This is a genomic window from Paenibacillus phytorum (assembly GCF_013141715.1).
Lineage (GTDB): Bacteria > Bacillota > Bacilli > Paenibacillales > NBRC-103111 > Paenibacillus_E > Paenibacillus_E phytorum.
Genome location: NZ_WHOA01000260.1, coordinates 1 through 4,542, shown reverse-complemented (window position 1 = coordinate 4,542; position 4,542 = coordinate 1). Strand labels below are relative to the sequence as shown.

Sequence of the window (4,542 nt, the reverse complement as noted above, 5' to 3'; positions counted from 1 at the left end):
TCGATATTTTTGCTTTCTTTGTTGACAACGCGGACCATACCTCCAGAAGAAGTTGCGAATCCTTGATTATCCCCAAGTGGTATAGGGAACATTTTCCATTTATCTGCGCCCGAATTAGGGAACTTTGTAATTACCTCTTGTTGATACGTCGTATAAACAAGATCCATCGCGAATTTACCGGTTCCCATTGCTTCATAGCCATGATCCCAATCGTTAGATAGCACATTTTTTCCGAAATAACCTTTTTTGTTCATTTCATTTAATTGCGTCATTGCTGTCTCCAATACGGCCTGATCAGCAAATTTCGCTTCGTTTTTGTTCAATTTAGCAGTTAAGTCAGGCCCAGCGCCTGCTACCGTCGAAACGCCTGACAGCCAGAGCGGCAAATGCCATTCATCTTTTCCATTTTCGTAGATTGGCGTGATGCCGTTCGCTAACAACTTATCGCATAGAGCGGCGAATTCCGAGTATGTTTTTGGAGGTGTTAAACTATATTTTGCAAACAAGTCCGTGTTGTATAGTACTCCCCAACCGTCAACGGACCATGTGTTAAATCCGTACAGCTTGCCATTGATGGAGGCTCCGCTCTTAGCCCAACCTTTCAAATCGGCTGCCCAAGGCTCATTGGATAAATCAAGGAAATTTTTATCCGGCTGGAAATTATCCATTCCGATGCCTGACGGCATATAGATGATATCCGGCGCTTCATGCGTCGATATCTTCGTTTTCACAATATTCATATACTGATCGTCTGGATTGACTTGAAAATCGATTTTAATACCCGTTTCTTTCGTAAACGTTTCTGCTAGCTTGCGATCGATGTCCTTCACCCAGTTTTGCGAAGCACCTACTGTAAGTGTCACATCTTTTTTCGCTGCTGTTGTGCTTGCAGGTGCCTTCTCACTTGCTGCCGGTGTTGGTGAACCTTCTGTTTTAGTTCCGCAACCTGTTGCGATTACAGTCAGTGTAGTGGCGAGAGCAAAAACGGATATTAATTTACGTTTCATTTGCAATTCCCCCTAATAATATTGTGAGACCCTCGAGTATCTAACGCTATTATAAAACGCTTTCATTTTGTTTGCGATGCACAAAATCCACCTTCCAACTGGACGAAATTCGTCTCTTTATTTTGATTGAGTTCTATGAAGTACATGTTATAATGAGAACCAAAATAGAACCTCAGGAGACGGGCCCGTTTTTTCACCCACACCTTTAATTCCGTGCAATTTCTGATCCCTGACTTCTCGGCTATACATTTGTAGATCGCAGATCCCTTCATATATTCCTTCACTGCTGCTTTCTTATATTCTTCCGTATTGATTAAATGTTTGTCCTTTTTTAGCCATGCAAAAATCCCCTCCAAGTTCACTCGTTGCCTTATAGTACCATAAGGTTTTTTCTGAGTGTCTACTTAAAGGGGATATTACCAATTTGATTTGCTTTTTAGTATTTATGCTCAAACTTCAGTAGATAAGGGCAGCAGCATCCGAATTTTTGTTATTTGGCCAAAATTTGCAAAGTAAACAATTCGAGTAAATTTACTACATTATTTATCAGATTTGTCGTGAGGAACCGTAACGGTTGATGAAGCAGAAGTTTTATTACCTGCATGATCAAAAGCCGTATAGGTGATCGTGTATATGCGTCCATTCCCTTCGCCAGATCTTTCGGCACGAAGCAAAAATGTAGTATCCAAAGTGCCTAACTCTACACCTTGAATGTCGTTTGACGTTTGACCATCACCTAATCCATTATCCGACTCGTTGCTTATTATGGATGTAAGAACGACAGATTCGATTCCGGAAAGACTATCTTCGGAATACACAGATGCACTTACCGTAATCATTTGGTGGTTTGCCGGCCACAAAATAGTTTTATCCAAAACTACATGAAGTGTTGGGGCCGTCTTATCCAATTGCACGACTGCCGTATGCGGAGTTTCAACATTGCCTGCCTTGTCAACGCTCCAATATACAAGCTTATGCACGCCTTCTTCCGACAATACGACGGTCGTTCCCGTTTGCTCAGCGCCATCGTCTACCGTGTAGTAGGTATTGGCTACACCCGATCCGATATCGCTTGCACTTAAGGTTACAGTGACATCTTGATTGACCCAGCCGCTTGGCGCATTGTCCGTTGTCGTTGGCGGTTGATGTTCAACAAAGACATTAATCTCCGCAGCCGATGCCCAGCCGCCAACGCCTGCCGTTGCTTCGAGCTTGACGTACGATGCTTCTGTCGGATCAAAAGTTGCTACTTTCACCGCATTGTCGTTTTTCCAAGTTCCGCTTGCAACCTTAGTAAAGGTCACCCCATCCGTACTTACAAATACGTTATAGCCTGTAATATTTCCGTTGCTGCCTGATGGCCTTGGTAAATATGCGACCTTATCGATTGGGTAAGTTCCTCCAAGATTTAAGGTGATCGATTGGGGGAGAACACCTGATTTATCCCACTTTGTATGCCATATCGTTTGTGGGTTTCCGTCAATCGCCATTGAGGCTGCGTTGTTTTCGCCAACTGTTTCCTGGCTTGTAGCTGTTGCCGTCATTTGGGATGAAGGGATCTTATTAACAGTTACGTTAATACTTGTTGTCAAAGGCACGTTATTGGGATTTGCCACCCCAGTTGGCAAAGTTACAGTTCCATTGACAGTGAAGGTCTGTGCAGTCTTTACAGTGGGATCATAGTTTGAAGCATCTACATTCCATGTCACATTGGCATACCCCCAGCCTGCATCCGTAACCAAGGATACCGTCTTTGGCAATCCAAGGGCGTCCGCTGTCTTCGCCGATCCGATTGCCCCTGTTATGTCAGCAGGCGCAGTGATGCTGTTTAAATTACCACTGTTAACATTTCTCACACCAGCCTTAATGGCTTTCATTTGATTTAGCTGATCAGGACTCAGCGAACCGTTTCTAAAAATGGCGGCATCCATTGATACTACGCCTTGGTTTTGATTAACAGAATTTATGTAATTAACCATATACGTATCGGTAAAGCTTTTATTCGCTCCTGCCCAACCGCTGCCCAAATGAGAGAGCATATGCCATTGTAATCCTTCTAACCATCTACTTGTTGGAACAGCTCCGAAGGATGTTAGTTCTCCAGAAGTATAATCCTCGTAATCACCTGCCAAAGGATTTTTCTTCATGGATACGCCCGGATTAAAAGAAACAATCGCATTTGGATTTCCATGCTTCACAGCGCTGGAATATTTCTGAGCATATGTTGAATCAAAACCATTCCAACTATAATATCCATCAAACCACCATCCAGCAATTTTGTCACCATACCGGTCCGCCCATGTCTGAATGACCTGAGCCCATTTATCGCCAAATGTACTGTTCACATTCCAGTCACCACTTGTTTTCGTAGTTAACCCCATATTATTGGCAGCAAACGAATCATTACCCGGTGCATTTGAAGGCAAGTAAAGCATAAGTTTAATCCCTTTTGCGTTTAAAGCGTTATAGAGATCTAATGGGAGGTCCCGAGTTGAAGTTTTTGCACCTACTGTATACCCCGCTAAAGTTTCGTATGTCGCGTTTGGAGAATTGTAGTATCCGCTATTTTGACCTAGAGTCAGTACGACATAGCCTGCACCTGCCGCCTCCATATTATTAGCAAATGCATTGACATCAAATGTATTAACACTACTATTCCACTGTGTGATATTAGATCCTGTAATGTCATTATAGCCCGCAAGATAATGGAAAAATAACCCATACTTTGCATTCATAAACCAATCTGTATTGGGATTATTAAGAGAAGCATTCGCATTGCCAGATGAAAAAATAGTTGAATACAGGAATAACATTGCGATAAAAAAATTTCTTATGGTGCGTAACATAACAACCATTCCCTTCCAAGTAGATTTTAAGTAAGTTACAACAACCACTTACATTTAAAATTTTTTACACGGTCACACAAGACTCACCTCCTTTAAAATTATGTAAATGCTTTCATTCTGAAAATCTCACATAGTAAAGAGCTAAAAATGGCAACACGAAATTAGGCGCAGCTATGACGTTTTTTTCACGTGTAGTATTTTACGATCGTCGCTTGCAGGAAACTCACTTCTGATCAATTTAAAATGCTGAACCAGTCAAGGCTGCGAAGCGTTCATATTGCCTTGACTGGTTCCTCAAATCTCCAAGCTATTTCATGGCCAGCACCCCTTTACTGGGTCTACGAACGGCGTGCGACGGGGTACAGTGGCTAGTTCCTGAATTCATCGGATTGAATTAACTACCTTAAGTGTTGCATTTGTGCAAATTCTTCTAAGTTAACAGGGATTCCTCCATTTACTCGGGAATACTCATCAGCGAAAGCCATTAAATGGCTTCTTACTGAATCGGATGCAGAAGTCAAGCCAGGTAAATTTTTTTCATATTCATGGTTTTCTCACTCCTCTTGCCTTCGCACAGCTTATTCTATTGGTTTTTAAGGTAAAAAAAGGGAGGAATGTCCTGATAAGACATTACCTTATGTCCGACAATTCCCCCTTATTTGATTTCGTAATTACTTTGCTACTTTAAA

General features: G+C 42.1%; 2 protein-coding genes. Both read right to left on the bottom strand.

What is annotated here, in order from left to right; genetic code table 11:
- On the bottom strand, positions 1–1,007 hold a 1,007-nt coding region (locus GC098_RS39000; RefSeq protein ID WP_171649701.1), incomplete at its 3' end, for an ABC transporter substrate-binding protein.
- 539 nt (positions 1,008–1,546) lie between these two features.
- Entirely contained in the window at positions 1,547–3,742 is a 2,196-nt protein-coding gene (locus GC098_RS38995; protein WP_171649700.1) for a discoidin domain-containing protein, read from the bottom strand.
- Between the last annotated feature and the right edge of the window lie 800 nt (positions 3,743–4,542).